This is a genomic window from Geodermatophilus sp. SYSU D00705, assembly GCF_054050135.1.
This window is the reverse complement of sequence record NZ_JBJGYT010000012.1, coordinates 1-15,370: the sequence shown is the minus strand read 5'-3', so window position 1 is coordinate 15,370 and position 15,370 is coordinate 1. Positions and strand designations below refer to the sequence as shown.

Annotated in this window: 14 protein-coding genes; 11 read left to right on the top strand and 3 right to left on the bottom strand. The window is 74.7% G+C overall.

What is annotated here, in order from left to right; all coding sequences use genetic code 11:
- Positions 1-46: 46 nt before the first annotated feature.
- Positions 47-1,081 carry an AraC family transcriptional regulator gene (locus ACI78Q_RS11640; RefSeq protein WP_456923530.1) on the bottom strand — a complete coding sequence of 345 codons (1,035 nt, stop codon included), beginning with the start codon at positions 1,079-1,081 and terminating at the stop codon, positions 47-49.
- 219 nt (positions 1,082-1,300) lie between these two features.
- Here ACI78Q_RS11640 and ACI78Q_RS11635 point away from each other — a divergent pair, with 219 nt between their 5' ends.
- From ACI78Q_RS11635 to helR, 6 genes are all read left to right on the top strand, one after another.
- Positions 1,301-2,287, top strand: coding sequence for a quinone oxidoreductase family protein (locus ACI78Q_RS11635; protein ID WP_456923529.1), 987 nt, complete (start codon positions 1,301-1,303; stop codon positions 2,285-2,287).
- Positions 2,288-2,328: 41 nt separating this feature from the next.
- Positions 2,329-3,246: a TauD/TfdA dioxygenase family protein gene (locus ACI78Q_RS11630; protein ID WP_456923528.1), complete on the top strand. Its 918-nt coding sequence runs from the start codon at positions 2,329-2,331 to the stop codon at positions 3,244-3,246.
- Positions 3,247-3,272: 26 nt separating this feature from the next.
- Complete coding sequence (locus ACI78Q_RS11625; RefSeq protein WP_456923527.1) at positions 3,273-4,325, top strand: 3-keto-5-aminohexanoate cleavage protein; 1,053 nt, start codon at positions 3,273-3,275, stop codon at positions 4,323-4,325.
- Positions 4,326-4,457: 132 nt separating this feature from the next.
- Positions 4,458-5,777: an MFS transporter gene (locus tag ACI78Q_RS11620; RefSeq protein ID WP_456923526.1), complete on the top strand. Its 1,320-nt coding sequence runs from the start codon at positions 4,458-4,460 to the stop codon at positions 5,775-5,777.
- Positions 5,774-6,850: a YeiH family protein gene (locus tag ACI78Q_RS11615; RefSeq protein WP_456923525.1), complete on the top strand. Its 1,077-nt coding sequence runs from the start codon at positions 5,774-5,776 to the stop codon at positions 6,848-6,850. The genes ACI78Q_RS11620 and ACI78Q_RS11615 overlap by 4 nt, the downstream gene beginning before the upstream one ends.
- 183 nt (positions 6,851-7,033) lie before the next feature.
- Positions 7,034-9,178 carry an RNA polymerase recycling motor ATPase HelR gene (helR, locus tag ACI78Q_RS11610; protein WP_456923524.1) on the top strand — a complete coding sequence of 715 codons (2,145 nt, stop codon included), beginning with the start codon at positions 7,034-7,036 and terminating at the stop codon, positions 9,176-9,178.
- Here helR and ACI78Q_RS11605 read toward each other — a convergent pair.
- Positions 9,171-9,545 carry a hypothetical protein gene (locus ACI78Q_RS11605; protein ID WP_456923523.1) on the bottom strand — a complete coding sequence of 125 codons (375 nt, stop codon included), beginning with the start codon at positions 9,543-9,545 and terminating at the stop codon, positions 9,171-9,173. The two genes, helR and ACI78Q_RS11605, sit on opposite strands and share 8 nt — an antisense overlap.
- Positions 9,546-9,614: 69 nt before the next feature.
- Here ACI78Q_RS11605 and ACI78Q_RS11600 point away from each other — a divergent pair, with 69 nt between their 5' ends.
- Together ACI78Q_RS11600 and ACI78Q_RS11595 are read left to right on the top strand one after the other, a co-directional pair.
- Positions 9,615-10,202 carry a hypothetical protein gene (locus ACI78Q_RS11600; protein ID WP_456923522.1) on the top strand — a complete coding sequence of 196 codons (588 nt, stop codon included), beginning with the start codon at positions 9,615-9,617 and terminating at the stop codon, positions 10,200-10,202.
- 70 nt (positions 10,203-10,272) lie between these two features.
- Positions 10,273-10,599, top strand: a complete 327-nt coding sequence (locus ACI78Q_RS11595; protein WP_456923521.1) for a TfoX/Sxy family protein — start codon at positions 10,273-10,275, stop codon at positions 10,597-10,599.
- 9 nt (positions 10,600-10,608) lie between these two features.
- Here the strand turns inward: ACI78Q_RS11595 and dhaL are convergent, their stop codons facing one another.
- A complete protein-coding gene (dhaL, locus tag ACI78Q_RS11590; protein ID WP_456923520.1) occupies positions 10,609-12,312 on the bottom strand; it encodes a dihydroxyacetone kinase subunit DhaL in 1,704 nt (567 codons plus the stop codon).
- A 64-nt stretch (positions 12,313-12,376) separates the two neighbouring features.
- Between dhaL and ACI78Q_RS11585 the strand changes: the two genes are divergently transcribed.
- The 3 genes from ACI78Q_RS11585 (at position 12,377) to ACI78Q_RS11575 (ending at position 15,320) form a co-directional block, all read left to right on the top strand.
- Positions 12,377-12,895 (top strand): MarR family winged helix-turn-helix transcriptional regulator, encoded by a 519-nt coding sequence (locus tag ACI78Q_RS11585; RefSeq protein WP_456923519.1) that lies wholly within the window; start codon positions 12,377-12,379, stop codon positions 12,893-12,895.
- 179 nt (positions 12,896-13,074) lie between these two features.
- A complete protein-coding gene (locus tag ACI78Q_RS11580; RefSeq protein WP_456923518.1) occupies positions 13,075-14,271 on the top strand; it encodes a cytochrome P450 in 1,197 nt (398 codons plus the stop codon).
- A 50-nt stretch (positions 14,272-14,321) separates the two neighbouring features.
- A complete protein-coding gene (locus ACI78Q_RS11575) occupies positions 14,322-15,320 on the top strand; it encodes an ABC transporter substrate-binding protein (protein ID WP_456923517.1) in 999 nt (332 codons plus the stop codon).
- Positions 15,321-15,370 lie beyond the last annotated feature (50 nt).

Genomic DNA, 15,370 nt, shown 5'->3' with positions numbered 1-15,370 from the left:
CGTCGAGCCCGTCCGATCGGCTGATCGACGCCGCCGCGGACCGGCTTCACGCGGAGGAGGGCGGGGAGCCTCCGCCGGCCGCCCGGCGGACCGTCGCCCGCCACCGGGACGGCGTGACGCCGAACCGGGTGCGGAACCACCGCGAGAAGGCGCTCGGCGCGGTGAACCCGAGCAGGTGGGCGACGTCGGTCAGCGTGTGGCGGTCGTCGGCCAGGTAGCGCTCGGCCAGCGCGGCCCGCCGCGCGTTCACGATCCCGGTGAAGCTCTCGTCCTGGGCGGCCAGCCGGCGGTGCATGGTCCGCTCGGTCATGCCGAGGCTGCGGGCGACCTGCGAGGTCGAGCACCGGCCCAGCGGCAGCAGCACCTCGACGTGCTCCCGGACCCGTTCGGCGACCGTCGCGCCCCGCGGTGCGGGGATCGACCGCAGGAACTGCCGGGCGTAGGGCCGCAGCAGCGGGTCGGCCACCGCGTTCGGGGCGTCCAGCTGGTCGGCGTAGAACACCAGCCCGGTGAACGGGTGGTCGAACCGCAGCCGTGGGCCGAAGGTGGCGTGGTGCGTCCGGAGCACCTCCGGCGGCGGGTGCGCGAAGCACACGGCCAGCGGCTCCCAGCCCCGGCCCAGCAGCTCGCCGATGATGCCGTGCAGGGCCGCCGTCGCCAGTTCCAGGGACTGGCGGACGGGCGCCGGCTCGGCGAACTCCAGCCACAGCCGGATGGTCGCGAGGCCGTTCGCCTCGTCCAGCCGCAGGTGCAGGGCCTCGTTGTAGCTGCGCTCGTAGCCGCCCAGCAGGCCGAGGGCGCTGCGCAGGTCGGGCTCCTGCCGGAGCACCACGCTGAGCGGGCCGAGCGTGGCGAGCCGTCGGCGGGCGGCCAGCATGAGCCCGAGGTCCTCGTGCCCGGACCGGTCCGCGGACAGCTGCAGCAGCCGCGCGACGTCGGCGGCGGGGATCCACTTCTCCGGGGTCGCGAGATCGGCCACGTCCAGCCCCACGCTCCCCAGCAGCCCGACCGGGTCGAGGCCGAGGGAGCGGGCGAGTTCGACGTAGCCGTCGAGCGTGGCGGCGCGGACGCACGGGCGCATCCCGATCACCCCCTGAGGGATGTCCGAAGACGCTAAGGCATCTGTCCGGATCGGTACAGCTCGCCGGCTCTCCTCCCGCCATCGTTGACCTCGTTCGAAGCGACCCGATGGGCCCACGAGCGGACGACGGAAGCGTCGCCGCGGGCCTCGCGGTCATCGCAGTTCCCACGCATCGGCGACCTGCCGACGTGCCCCCGTGCCGGTTGGAGGAGACCACCCATGGCCAGAGGTGTCCGTTTCTACGAGGCCGGCGGTCCCGAGGTGCTGCGCTGGGAGTCCATCGACGTCGGGGACCCCGGTCCGGGGCAGGTGCGGGTCCGGCACGCCGCGGTCGGTCTGAACTTCGCCGACACCTACTTCCGGACCGGCCTGTACCCCGCCGCCCTCCCCGCCGGGATGGGCGTCGAGGCGGCCGGCGTGATCGAGGCGGTCGGGCCCGGCGTGACCGGCTTCGCCGAGGGCGACCGGGTCACGTACACCGGCAGCCCGCTGGGCGCCTACAGCACCGAGCGCGTGATGGACGTCGCCCCGCTGGTCCAGCTCCCGGACGCGATCCCCTTCGAGACCGCCGCCGCCATGACCATGCGCGGCCTCACCTGCGCCTACCTGCTGCGCCGCATCGCACGGCTCGAGCCGGGGGACACCGTCCTGCTGCACGCGGCAGCCGGCGGCGTCGGGCTGATCTTCACCCAGTGGGCGAAGCTGCTCGGGCTCACGGTGATCGGCACCGTCTCCACCGACGACAAGGCCGAGGTCGCCCGGGCCCACGGGTGTGACCACACGATCATCCACTCGCGCGAGGACGTCGCCGCCCGCGTCCGCGAGCTCACCGACGGCGCCGGTGTCCCCGTCGCCTACGACAGCGTCGGCCGGACCACCGTCGCGTCGTCCCTGGACTCGCTGAGCCGGCGCGGGCTGCTCGTCTGCTTCGGCACGGCGTCCGGGCCGGTCCCGCCGATCGACGCGGTGCAGCTCGCCGTCAAGGGCTCGCTGTTCGTGACCCGCCCGGCGCTCGCCGACTACATCGCCGACGAGACCGAGCGGGCCGCGCTCGCCGGTGAGCTCTTCGACCACGTCGGCTCCGGCCGGATCGTCGTCGAGATCGGCCAGCGCTACGCGCTCGCGGACGCCGTCACCGCCCACCGCGACCTGGAGTCCGGCCGCAGCGTCGGCTCCTCGGTCTTCTGCCTCGAGTCCGCTGCCTGAGCGGGCCCGCCACCCCACACCGCACCGAACAGGAGCCATCCATGCACACCGTCGTCCACGGACCCGCCCTGCGCGAGGACCTGCCCTCGCTCCACGTCGGCCCCCGCGCGATCGAGGTCGTCCCGCTGACCGCGACCATCGGCGCCGAGCTGCGCAACGTCAGCCTGGCCCAGGCCTCGCGCGACGCCGCGCTCTTCGGGGAGCTCCGGGAGCTGCTGCTCCGGTACAAGGTCCTGTTCTTCCGGGACCAGGACATCACCCGCGCCGAGCACGTCGCGCTGGCCGAGCGGTTCGGCCCGCTCGAGGACCACCCGGTGGCCGGCAGCGACCCGGAGCACCCGGGGCTGGTCCGCATCTACAAGGACCTCGACAGCCGGCCCGAGCACTACGAGAACGCCTTCCACTGCGACGCGACCTGGCGGGAGATCCCGCCGATGGGCTCGGTGCTCCGCTGCGTCGAGACGCCCCCCGTGGGTGGCGACACCATCTGGGTGGACATGGCCGAGGCGTACCGCCGGCTGCCCGCGCACGTGAAGGAGCAGATCGCCGGTCTCCGGGCGCGGCACAGCATCGAGGCGAGCTTCGGCGCCGCGATGGACCCCGACCAGCGGCGGGCGCTGCACGAGCGCTTCCCCGACGCCGAGCACCCGGTCGTGCGGACGCACCCCGAGACCGGCGAGGAGATCCTCTTCGTCAACGCGTTCACGACGCACTTCGTCAACTTCCACACGCCGGAGAACGTGCGTTTCGGATTCGACTACGCACCCGGTGCCGGCGAACTGCTGCACTACCTGATCCGCCAGGCCGCCGTGCCCGAGTACCAGGTCCGCTGGCGGTGGACCGAGAACAGTTTCGCGATCTGGGACAACCGTTCGACCCAGCACTACGCCGTGCAGGACTACTGGCCCGCCGTCCGCAAGATGGAACGCGCGGGAATCGTCGGCACCGAGACCCACTGACCATTCTTCCCGACAGGAGAAATGCCGTGTACTTCCTCGACGACTCCCTGTTCCCCGAGAACCAGGAGAAGCTGGTGATCACCGCCGCGCCGTACGGGCCGGAGTGGGAGCCGGCGGACTTCCCCGAGGACATCCCGCTGACCATGGACCAGCACGTCCAGCAGGCGGTGGACTGCTGGGAGGCCGGCGCCACGGTGCTGCACATCCACGTGCGCGAGCTGGACGGCAGGGGCTCCAAGCGGATGTCCCAGTTCAACGAGCTGCTCCGCCGGCTGCGCGAGGCCGTGCCGGAGATGATCCTGCAGGTCGGCGGCTCGATCTCCTTCGCCCCGGAAGGGGACGGAGCCGAGGCGAAGTGGCTCAGCGACGACACCCGGCACATGCTCGCCGAGCTCGACCCGAGGCCCGACCAGGTGACCATCGCGATCAACACCTCGCAGATGAACATCGTCGAGCTGATGACCGACTCGGACATCGCCGGGACGTCGTTCCAGCGGCCCGACCTGTACGAGACCTACCGCAACATGGAGGTGCCGGCGAGCCCCGCGTGGGTCGAGGAGCACCTGCGGCGCCTGGTGGCGGCCGGCATCCAGCCGCACTTCCAGCTGGCCCACTCCGCCCAGCTGGAGACCGTGGAGCGGCTGGTCCGCCGCGGCGTCTACACCGGCCCGCTCAACATCACCTGGGTGGCCATCGGCGGCGGCTTCGACGGCCCGAACCCGTACACGATGATGGAGTTCATCCGCCGGGTGCCGGACGGCGCGTCGCTGACGCTCGAGAGCATCATGCGCAACGTCCTGCCGATCAACACGATGGCGATGGCCCTGGGCCTGCACACCCGCTGCGGCAACGAGGACACGCTCTGGGGCCGCCTGGGCGAGCGGTGCACCTCCGCCGACGCCGTCCGTCAGCTGGTGCGGATCGCCGGGGAGCTCGGGCGCGAGGTCGCCACCGGCAAGGAGGCCCGCGAGATCTACCGGCTCGGCGAGTACTACGGCAGCGCCGACGAGGCGCTGGCCCGGCTCGGCTACCCGCCCAACCGCCGGCCCGGCCAGGTGGGCTTCCTGCACCACGCCTGACCCATCGTCCGGGGGGTGCGCGCCCGGTGGCCGCACCCCCCGCCCGGTCGACCGCGTCCGCCGTCGACCGTTGTCGCTCGCACGCCGGAACGGGGCACGGCGTCGTACCCTCCGTCGCACTGGAGCGTCGTCATGGCATCCCTGGTCACCGAGGGCGAGGTCGGCACCGTCGTCGACCGGGCCCCCTCCGCGCGCACCCGCCGGGTGTTCCCCTGGGTCGTCTTCACCCTCACCTTCGCACTGCTCCTGTCGGACTACATGTCCCGGCAGGTCCTCTCGGCCGTGTTCCCCTTCCTCAAGCTGGAGTGGGCGCTGACCGACACACAGCTCGGGGCGCTCACCAGCGTCGTCGCGCTGACCGTCGGGCTCCTGGCCGTCCCGCTGTCGCTGCTCGGCGACCGGTGGGGCCGGGTCCGCGCGATCGTCCTCATGGCCACGATCTGGGGCCTGGCCACCGTCGGCTGCGCGATCGCGGCCAACTACGAGCAGCTGATGCTCGCCCGCGTGTTCATCGGCCTGGGTGAGGCCGCCTACGGCAGTGTCGGGCTGGCCGTCGTCCTCGCCGTCTTCCCGGCCTCGCGCCGGGCCTCGTTCACCGGCGCCTTCATGGCCGGCGGCTCCTTCGGGTCGGTGCTCGGCGTCGCGCTGGGCGGCGCGCTCGCCGTCCACCTCGGGTGGCGCTGGTCGTTCGGCGTGCTGGCGATCCTCGGGCTGGTCCTGGTCGTGCTCTTCCGGGTGTTCATCAGCGACGCGAAGCTGGCCCGGTACCGGGTCGACGAGGTCGCCGAGGGCGAGCCCGTGTCGGCGACGGGAGAGCGGGCGCGGCTGCGCACGCTGTTCAGCACGCCGTCGGTCATCTGCGCCTACCTCGGCAGCGGCCTGCAGCTGTTCATCGCCGGCTCGCTGTTCGCCTGGCTGCCCAGCTACCTCAACCGGGCCTACGACCTCCCGCCGGACCGGGCGGCCGCCCTCGCCGCCGTCGCCATCCTGTTCATGGGGACCGGCATGATCGCCTGCGGCTGGATCACCGACCGGCTGAGCCGGCGCGTGGCCATCCGCAAGTGGACGTCGGCCATCGTCTACTCGCTCGTGTCGCTGCTCTTCCTGGGTGGCGCGTTCGCCCTGGGGCCGGGCGCGGCGCAGCTGCTGCTCCTGGCGATCGGCGTCTTCTTCGCCGCGGGCACCGCCGGCCCGGCCGGTGCGATGGTGTCCAACCTCACCCACGAGTCGATCCGGGCCACCGCCTTCGGCACGCTCACGCTGGCCAACAGCCTGCTGGGGCTGGCGGCCGGCCCGCTGGTCACCGGCATCCTGGCCGACCGGCTGGGCCTGGGGACGGCGATGCAGCTCGTGCCGCTGGCCGCGGCCGGCGCGCTGGTCGCGCTGGTGCTGGGCCGCCGGGCCTACCCGGCCAGCCTCGCCCGGGTGGGCGCTCCGACGGTGGCCCGGTGAGCGCGGCGACCGTCGACCGCGGCCCCGTGGAGGACGACGCCGCCGTCCGGGACGCCGTCGAGGGCGGGACCGCGGGTGTCGTCCCCGCCGCCCGCCCCCGGCGCTGGCCGGGGCTGGTCGCCGCGGCCCTGGGCCTCGGTGGCGCGGTGCTGGCCCACCGCCTGGTGCCCGCGGTCGGCGTCCTGACGTGGGCCGTCGCCCTCGGCATGGTCGCCGGGAACACCGGGCTGCTGCCCGGGGCGGCGCGGCAGGCGCTCGGCCAGGTGACCAGGCGCCTGCTGCGGATCGGGATCGTGCTGCTCGGCTTCGCGGTGTCCTTCGGCGCCATCGTCGCGCTGGGCGCCGGCACCGTCGCCCTCGTCGCGGGCACCCTCGTCGTGACCCTGCTGGTCACGACCTGGCTGGGGAACCGGCTGCGGCTCGGACGGGCCCGCAGCCTCCTGATCGGCACCGGCTTCGCCATCTGCGGCGCCTCGGCCATCGCCGCGATGGAGGACACCGCCGGGGCCGACGAGGAGGACGTCGCGGTCGGGATCGCGATGGTCACCCTGTTCGGGACGCTGGCCATGGTGCTGCTGCCGCTGCTGCAGCGGCCGCTGGGTCTGAGCGACGTGCAGTTCGGGATCTGGGTCGGGGCCAGCATCCAGGAGGTCGGGCAGGTCGTCGCGGCGGCCGGCACCGGTGGGGCCGCCGTCGTGGCCGTCGCCGTCGTCGTCAAGCTGACGCGGGTGCTGCTCCTCGCGCCGGTCGTCGCGGCGGTGAGCGTGCGGCGTCGGCTGGCCGAGCCCGGGCGGGAGACCGCGGCGACACGACCGCCGCTCGTGCCGCTGTTCGTGCTCGGTTTCCTCGCCTGCGTCGCCGTGCGCAGCACGGGGATCGTCCCGGAGGACGCGCTGACGGTGATCTCGCAGGTGCAGGTGGCCGCCCTCGGGGCCGCGCTGTTCGGCATGGGCGCCGGGGTGCAGCTGCGCTCGCTGTTCCGCGGCAGCGGCTCCGCGCTGCTCGTGGCGACGGCCTCGACGCTGCTCGTCGCCGGCGTCTCGCTGGCCGGGGTCGTGCTGCTCGGCCGGTGACCGGCACGCACGTCGACCCGGACGCGGAAATGGAACGGAATGGATTCTCTCCACTTCAACATATAGCGCCACGGGGGACTTGTGGCAAGACCCGGGGTGGGCCGCAGAATCGCCGGCCGAGGTCGAGGAAGTGCGGGATCGGGATGCGATTCCTGCGGTCGGCCTCGGATCGGAGCAGATGACGTGAGTCCGCTGACCACCAGCGCGTTCGACCTCCCCGACAACCTCGCCGCCAAGGCCGACCCGGCTCTGATCGCCCGCGACGAGCAGCACTTCGCCGCCATCGCCGACAGCCTCGAGCAGGCCATCGCCGACCTGACCGACCGGCTCGCCGCCGAGCGCAGGGCGCCCGGCGGCATCGGCCAGGAGGCGCTGGACCGGGACCTGGAGATCCACCGGCTGACCGCCCGCCTGCGCGCCCTGCGTCGCTTCGGACTGGACCTCTGCCTCGGCCACGTGGTCGGTGCCGACGACGGCGAGCCTCTGTACGTCGGGCGGCTCGGCCTCACCGACAGCACGGGCCGCCGGCTGCTGGTCGACTGGCGCTCCCCGGCGGCGGAGCCGTTCTTCGGGGCGACCCACGCCGACCCGATGGGCCTGGCCAGCCGCCGCCGGTACCGATGGACCCGCGGCCGGATCAGCGACTACTGGGACGAGGTCTTCACCGCGGACGGGTTCGAGGGGCACGCGGCGGCCCTCGACGACCAGTCGGCCTTCATCGTGAGCCTCGGTGGCACCCGGTCGGACCGGATGCGCGACGTGCTCGCCACCATCCAGGCCGACCAGGACGCGATCATCCGGGCGGGGTCCGCGGGGCCGCTGGTCGTCGACGGCGGCCCGGGGACCGGGAAGACCGTCGTCGCCCTGCACCGCACCGCCTACCTCCTCTACGCCGACTCCCGCCTCGGGCACCGCCGGGGCGGCGTCCTGTTCGTCGGGCCGCACCAGCCCTACCTGGCCTACGTCTCCGACGTCCTGCCCAGCCTCGGCGAGGAGGGCGTGCAGATCAGCACACTGCGCGACCTCGTCCCGCAGGGTGCCACCGCCGGGGTCGAGCCGGACCCGCACGTGGCCGCGCTCAAGTCGTCGGCGGACCTGGTGGCGGCGGTCGAGACGGCGGTGCGGTTCTACGAGGAGCCGCCCACCACGGGGATGTGGGTCGAGACCCCCTGGTCCGAGGTCTGGCTCGGCGCCGAGGACTGGGCCGAGGCGTTCGGGACGCCGGATCCCGGCACGCCGCACAACGAGGCACGCAACCAGGTCTGGGACGCGCTGGTGGCGATCCTGGTGGACCGGCACGAGGACGACGACGCCGCGCCGGAGCTCGTGCGCCGGTCGCTGCTGCAGAACCGGGAGCTGGTCGCGGCCGTCGACCACGCGTGGCCGCTGCTCGAGGCGACCGACCTGGTCGGGGACCTGTGGTCGGTGCCGGCCTACCTGCGCAGGTGCGCGCCGCGGCTCGATCGTGAGGACGTCCGGGCCCTGCAGCGCGACGACCCCCACGCCTGGACCGTGTCGGACCTGCCGCTGCTCGACGCGGCCCGTCAGCGACTCGGCGACCCGGGGATCTCCCGGCGCCGGCGTCGTCAGGAGGCCGCGGCCGCCGCCGAGCGCGACCGCATGGCCGACGTCATCGACGAGCTCATCGCGACCGACGACTCCGAGCTGCTGCTGATGACGACCCTGCGCCACTCCGACCTCCGCGAGGCCCTGGTCGACGAGGCCGCCCTGCCCACCGCGGACCCGGACCTGCTCGCCGGCCCCTTCGCGCACGTCGTGGTGGACGAGGCGCAGGAGCTGACCGACGCGGAGTGGCAGATGCTGCTGCTGCGCTGCCCGTCGCGGAGCTTCACCATCGTCGGCGACCGGGCGCAGGCCCGGCACGGCTTTCCCGAGTCGTGGGAGGAACGGCTCCGGCGGATCGGGCTGGACGACGTCCGCCTGGCCTCCCTCACCGTCAACTACCGGACGCCGGCCGAGGTGATGGCCGCGGCCGAGCCGGTCATCCGTGCGGTGCTGCCGGACGCCAACGTGCCGACGTCCATCCGCAGCGGGGCGCCGGTCGTCCACGGGGCCGTGGCGGACCTGGGCGCGGTCCTCGACACCTGGCTCGCCGCGCACGCCGAGGGGATCGGCTGCGTCATCGGCGACCCCACGTTCCGCGGGACGCCCCGCATCCGGTCGCTGACCCCGGAGCTGGCCAAGGGGCTGGAGTTCGACCTGGTCGTGCTCGTCGACCCCGAGGCGTTCGGCACGGGCATCGAGGGCGCGGTCGACCGCTACGTCGCGATGACCCGGGCGACCCAGCAGCTGGTCGTCCTCACGTGAACCAGGTGACCCGCTCCGGCTGGACGGTGAACGGGTTGGCCCACTCCGAGGGGGTGCCGGTGATCGGCTGGGCGTCGGTCACGACGACGAACGGCGTACCGGGGTAGACCGCGAGCACGCGGGACGTCGAGGTGAGGGTCTCGGTGCGCTCGACGAGCTCGCCGCGACGGAGCTGCTGCGTGGTCCGCTGCCCGCGCAGCTCCTCCCCGACCTCGGCGACCCACTCGGCGCCGTCCTGGGTGAAGACGATCGACTGCACCCGCCGGCCCGGTGGGGCGGGCTCGCACCCGGCGAACTCGGCGAGGGCGTCGTAGAGCCGCTCGGCCTGCTCGTCGTCGCTCGCCCGCGGGAGGAAGAAGGCCACCATGCCCCCGATCCTGCCCGCAGGCACCGACGGTCGGGCTGCGCGGTCGCGGCTGGGGTGCCACCGTCGGGCATGCGCACCCGCGGACCGCTGCTGGCCTCGGCGCTCGTCGTCCTGGTCCTGAGCGGCTGCACCGGCGAGGCGGTCGAGCCCGCCGCCGGCACCAGCCCGGCGACGGCCGCTCCGGAGCCCGCACCACCCGACCCCGCACCACCCGACCCCGCACCACCCGACCCCGCGCCGGCCGACCCGGCGCCGGCCGACCCGGCCCCGGACCCGGCGGCGGTCGCGGCCGCCGAGTCGGAGGTGGCCGCGCGGGAGGCCTCCGTCACCGTGTCGCCGGTGGTGGCGGCGTGCGACGAGGTGGTCGAGGAGCTCACCGACGCGGTGACCCGCTACGAGGTGGAGGCGCTCTCGGAGGGCGCCGGCGGTGGGGACCGGAGCGCCGCGGCCGCGGACATGCGGGCGGCGTGGCAGCAGGCCGAGGACGCCGCGCAGCGGGGTGGCGCCGGGCTGTCCGCGGCGGCCGCGCCCGCCATGGCCGCGGTCACCGTCCTGCACGACGGTCTCGCCGTCCGTGTGACGCTCGACGAGAGCGACGCCGATCCGTGGCGCGACGCCCGCGAGTCGCTGCAGGCCTGGTGCCGCGCGCAGGCGTGAGCCGGGGACCGGCCCGGACCGGCAGGATCCCGGACGTGCCCGCCGCCGACGCCGCCGCCTGACCGCAGCCGTGCCCCACGACCGCGAGACCGCCGACCGCGTGCGCCGGCTGCTGGGCGCGCACGGCGACGTCGTGGAGAAGCCGATGGTCGGCGGCGGCCGCTCCTTCTCCGTGCACGGGCGCATGTGCTGCGGCGTCACCGCGACGGGGCTGCTGGTGCGGGTCGGGCCGGAGGCGGTGGCCGCCGCCCTCGAACAACCGCACGTCGGCCCCATGGAGCTGGGCGGGAGACGGCTGTCCGCCTTCGTCCTGGTCGACCCGGCGGGCTACGCCACGGACGCCGCGCTCGACGGCTGGCTGCGCCGCGCCCTCGCCGTCGTCGCGGGCCGGGAGTGAGCCGGCGGCTCAGTCCGCCAGGGCGACCATGACGGCGGCCAGCCACAGCGCGACGGCGTGCGCGCCGGGGTCGGGGTGCCCCACGGCGCGCGCCCCGAGGTAGCTGGACCGGCCGAGCCGCGCCTCGATCTCCGCGGTCGCCCGGGTGCCCTCCTGCGCCGCGGCCACGGCCGCCTCCAGCGCCGTCCGGGGGTCCGAGCCGCCGGCCACGCCGCGGGCGAGGGCGTCGGCGGCGGGGCGCAGGGCGTCGACCATGGTGCGGTCCCCAGGCCGGGCGCCGCCGATCTCCTGGACGCCGTCCACGGCCGCGGTGAACGCCGCCGCCCACCCGGCCGCGCCGGCAGCGCCATCGTCGGGCAGCGCGGCCGCGGCGCGCATCAGCATCGCCGCGTACAGCGGCCCCGAGGTCCCGCCGACCGACCTGCGCACGGTGGCCGACGCGGCCCGCAGCACCGCCGCGGGGCCGTCCTGGCCCGGGTAGCCGGCGACGTCGGCCAGCAGCTGCCGGGCGCCGCGCGCCAGGCTGGTGCCCAGGTCGCCGTCCCCGACCTGCCGGTCGAGGTCGGTGAGCTCCTCCTCGGCGTCGAGCAGGCACCTGGCCGCCGCCTCCAGTGCCCGCCGCAGCGGGTCGCCGGCGGCCAGCTCGCCACCGGCAGCCGGGTCGTCGGCGTCGGGGACCGCGACGGTGCCCGGCTCCGCCGGGGGAGTGCCGCCGTGCGCCGACCAGGCCGGGGCGGTGGTGGGGGCGTCGAGCGCGGCCAGGACGTCGTCGTCCACCGGCAGCAGGCTCAGCGAGCAGCCGGCCATGTCCAGTGCGGTGAGGAAGCTGCCCACCCAGACCCGCTCCACGACCAGGCCGCGGCGGCGCAGGTCGGCCAGCGCCGCGCGGGCCATCACGTCGAGCTCGATCGGCGGGGTCGCCCCGAGCCCGTTCACGAGCAGTGCGACGCGGGTGCCCGCGCCGTGGCCGCCGTCGGCGACGATGCGGTCGAGCAGCCCGGCGGCGATCTCGTCGGCCGACCGGGCGGGGGTGCGCTCGACCCCGGCCTCGCCGTGGATGCCCAGCCCCCACTCGATCTCGTCGGCGCCCAGCGAGAACGAGGCGCGGTCCGCGCCCGGCACGGTGCACGCCGACAGGGCGACCCCCATGGTCCGGACGGCGCCGGCAGCCGCGCGCGCCCGGGCGGCGACCTCGGTCAGCGGCAGGCCCGCCTCGGCCGCGGCGCCGGCGACCTTGTGCACCAGGACGGTGCCGGCGATCCCGCGGCGTCCGGCCCCTCCCGCGGCCGCCAGGGCCACGTCGTCGGCCACCACGACCACCTCGACCGGCGTCCCCTCGGCCCGCGCGAGCTCCGCGGCCAGGCCGAAGTTGAGCCGGTCGCCGGTGTAGTTCTTGACGATCAGCAGCACCCCGGCCGGTGACGCCACGGCGCGGACGGCGGCCAGGACGGCGTCCACGGACGGCGAGGTGAAGACCTCGCCCGCCACCGCCGCGGTCAGCATCCCGGCCCCGACGTAACCGGCGTGGGCGGGCTCGTGGCCGGCGCCGCCGCCGGAGACCACCGCGACCCGCCCCGCGTCCCGGACCGCCGCCACGTCGCTGCGCACCGCCGTCGTCCAGCCCGCGAGGCGGGACGTGCCGGCGACGGCGCCGGTGAGGCCGTCGAGGGCCTCCGCGACGACGGTCCGGGGCTCGTTGATCAGCTTGTTCATGGGATGGTCTCCTCGACGGGCTCGGGGTGGGGAGGGCGCGGACACGACAGGGAGGGGAGCCGGGGTGAGCGGTCGGGAACCGCACCGGGACAAGCTGCCGGTGACCATCGACCGCGAGGCGTACACGCCCGCCTACCTGGCCCTGGTGTCCAACGCCCTGTCATGGGGCTCGACGTTCCAGTACATGCGCCGCTTCGGCGTGGGGGTCAACGACTGGCGGATCATCTCGGCGCTCGGCAACCACCCCGGTGCGACAGCGGGAGAGGTCTGCACCGTGCTGGGGCTGAACAAGTCGGTGGTCTCCCGCAGCGTGGCCGGGCTGGCCGAGCGGGACCTCGTGACCATCGAGCGGGCCGACGGCCTGCGGCGGCTCTACCTGACCGCCGACGGCGTCGCCCTGCACGACGAGCTGCTGCCGCTCGCGCTGGAGCGGGAGCGGTGGATGCTGCGCGGTTTCAGCGACGCGGAGCTGACCCAGCTGCGGGACTTCCTGCGCCGCATGCACGACAACCTCTCCGAGGTCGCCGACCCCGGCGCCGGCCTCGACGGCGACGCCGCACCGGAGCCGCGTCCGGACCGCTGAGCGGCGGCGGGCCATCGGCATCGGTCCTCCTCGCGGGGGGTCGGGCAGGGGTCGGTGCTCGGCAGTTCATCAAGCAACTCATGCGTGGGGCGCTCTTGACAAGCCGTCCCGGCGAACTGTCCACTACGCCGAGTTGATTTAGCAACTGCCATCCCCGGCCACGCCCCTGGAGCTCGATCATGACCAGCACCACCGGACGCCCCGTCGTGGACGTCGACCCGTTCAGCAGGGCGTCGCTGGCCGACCCGCTGCGCGTCGACACCCTCGTCCGCGAGACCGCGCCGGTCGTCTGGCTGCCCGCCCACGAGGTGTGGGCCACCGGCCGGCACGACCTGGTCGAGGAGGTGTTCAAGGACTGGGAGCGGTTCACCTCCACCGCCGGGACGGGCGTGACCAACACCCGCCGCGCGGAGAACTGGCGGGAGCCGAGCGTGCTGCTGGAGGCCGACCCGCCGGACCACACCCCGCGCCGGGCGGTCATGACGCGGGTCCTCGGGCCGGCCGCCGTCCGCCGGCTGCGCGCGGACTTCGCGGCCACCGCCGAGCGGCTGGTCGACGAGGTGCTGGAGCGCGGGGAGTTCGACGCCGCCACCGACCTCGCCCAGGCCTTCCCCCTCACGGTGCTGCCCGACGCGGTCGGCTTCGTCCCCGAGGGGCGCAAGCACCTGCTGCCGTACTCGAACCTCAACTTCCAGGCGATGGGCCCCCGCAACGAGCTCTACGACGAGGCCGTCGAGCTGGCGGGGGACTCGCCGGCCTACGTGGCCTGGCAGATGCGGCGCGAGGCGCTGCGGCCCGACGGGCTCGCCGCGGACATCTTCGCCGCCGCCGACACGGGGGAGATCTCCGAGCACGAGGCCGCGATGATGGTCCGCTCCATCCTGTCCGCGGGCGTCGACACCACCATCTACGGCGTCGGCCTGACGCTGCGCGCGCTGATCGAGAACCCCGACCAGTGGCAGTTGCTGCGCGAGACGCCCACGCTCGCCCGGTTCGCCTTCGACGAGGGCCTGCGCCACACCGCGCCCAGCCCCATCATCGGGCGGACGACGAACGTGCCGGTCGAGCTCGGCGGGGTCCGGCTCGGCGCCGACGAGAAGGTGCTGCTGTTCCTCGGCGCGGCCAACCGCGACCCGCGTCGCTGGGAGGACCCGGACGAGTTCCGGATCACCCGCCGCGCGACCGGCCACCTGGCCTTCGGCACCGGCATCCACGGCTGCGTCGGCTCGCTGATCGCCCGGCTGGAGGCGGAGTGCCTGCTCTCCGCGCTGGCCCGCCGCGTCGACCGGTTCGAGCTGACCGGCGAACCCCGGCTGATCGCCAACAACTGGCTGCGCGGACTGCAGTCCCTGCCCGTCCGCGCGCACGCCGCCTGACCGACCCCGCGCACCACCCCCCGACCCCTCGTCGACCAACGGAGGACGACATGAGAACCCCCACGCGCTCGCTGCTGGCCGGCCTGGCCGCCGCGACGCTCACCCTCTCCGCCTGTGGGAGCGGCGACGGCGACACCACCGCCGGCGCCGCGAGCACCGGCGCCGGCGAGCTGCAGAAGGTCACCGTCGGCGTCGTCCCGGTGGTCGACGTCGCAGCGCTGTACGTCGGCGAGGCCCAGGGCTTCTTCGCCGACCGCGGCATCGAGCTCGACATCCAGTTCGGCACCGGCGGCGCGGCGCTCGTCCCCGGCCTGATGAACGACTCCTACGACTTCGTCTACGCCAACGTGGTCACGCTGTTGCAGGCGCGCGACGAGGGCCTGCCGCTGTCGGCCGTCGCCGAGGGCGGCCGGTCCACCGGTGAGGAGGGCGCCGACCACGGCGGTGTCCTGGTGCCCGAGGCCAGTGACATCCAGGACGCCGGTGACCTCGCCGGCCGCCGCGTCGCGGTCAACGCCCTGCTCGGCCTGCACGAGCTCACCACCCGCGCGGCGGTCGAGGCGGCCGGCGCCGACCCGGACTCGGTGGAGTTCGTCGAGCTGCCGCTGCAGGACATGGCCGGCGCCATGGCCGCCGGTCAGGTCGACGCGATCGCGACCAGCGAGCCCTTCCTCGGCGTGGCCAAGGCGCAGGGCAACCGCCTGGTCGCCTCCCAGTTCGTGGAGACCGACCCCGACTTCGTCACCGCGCTGTACGTGACCACCGAGCAGAAGACGCAGCAGGACGCCGAGCTGGTCGAGGCCTTCACCGCCGCGGTCGAGGAGTCCATGGAGTACGCCGCCGGCCACGACGACGAGGTCCGTGCCGAGCTGCCGAACTTCACCCAGATCGACCCGGCGCTGATCCCGACCATGGTCCTGACCCGGTTCAGCAGCGACCTGCCCCGCGAGCCGCTGGAGCGGGTCGCCGAGGTCGCGGAGGACAACGGCGTCCTGGAGGACGGCGCCACCGCGCTGGACGGGCTGCTGGCCCACCACGAGGAGGGCTGACCGACCGCCGTCCGCACGACCGGGGCGGGGACGGGGGCCGCGGGGCGCGG